The 480-nt window shown below is 66.9% G+C and carries 1 protein-coding gene; it reads left to right on the forward strand.

Annotated elements, in window-relative coordinates:
- Nucleotides 1-480 (forward strand): hypothetical protein (locus FQ705_RS32540; RefSeq protein WP_144148949.1); only part of this gene is annotated, 480 nt, incomplete at both ends.

The raw sequence follows: 480 nt of genomic DNA on the forward strand, positions 1-480 counted from the left end.
CACCTATACCGACATGGCCATCACGCCCGACACCAGCACGCGTACGATCAGCTTGTCGGTCAGCGACGGCACCCAGACCAGCACGACCTACTCGCGCGACGTCACCGTCGCCGATACCGACCAGACGCCCGTCGTCGGCTCCGGCAATTCCGGCTCGGTCCCCTTCAAGGCCGCCGACAATGCCCCGTCCACGCCGGTCACGATCGATGACGGCATCACGCTGTCCGATCTCGACAATCGCACCTTCGCCTCGGCCATCGTGCAGATCGGTGTCGGCTTCCATGCCGGCGAGGATGTCCTGAGCTTCGTCAACGACGGCCTCACGATGGGCAACATCACGGCCAGCTACGACGCCGTGCACGGCACCTTGACGCTGACTTCGGCCGGTGCCACCGCCGCGCTCGCGCAATGGCAGGCCGCGCTGCGCTCGGTCACCTATGTCGACACGGCCGTCACGCCCGACACGGCCACCCGCAGCAT

This window comes from Paraburkholderia sp. BCC1884 (genome assembly GCF_900996225.1).
Classification (GTDB): Bacteria; Pseudomonadota; Gammaproteobacteria; order Burkholderiales; family Burkholderiaceae; genus Paraburkholderia.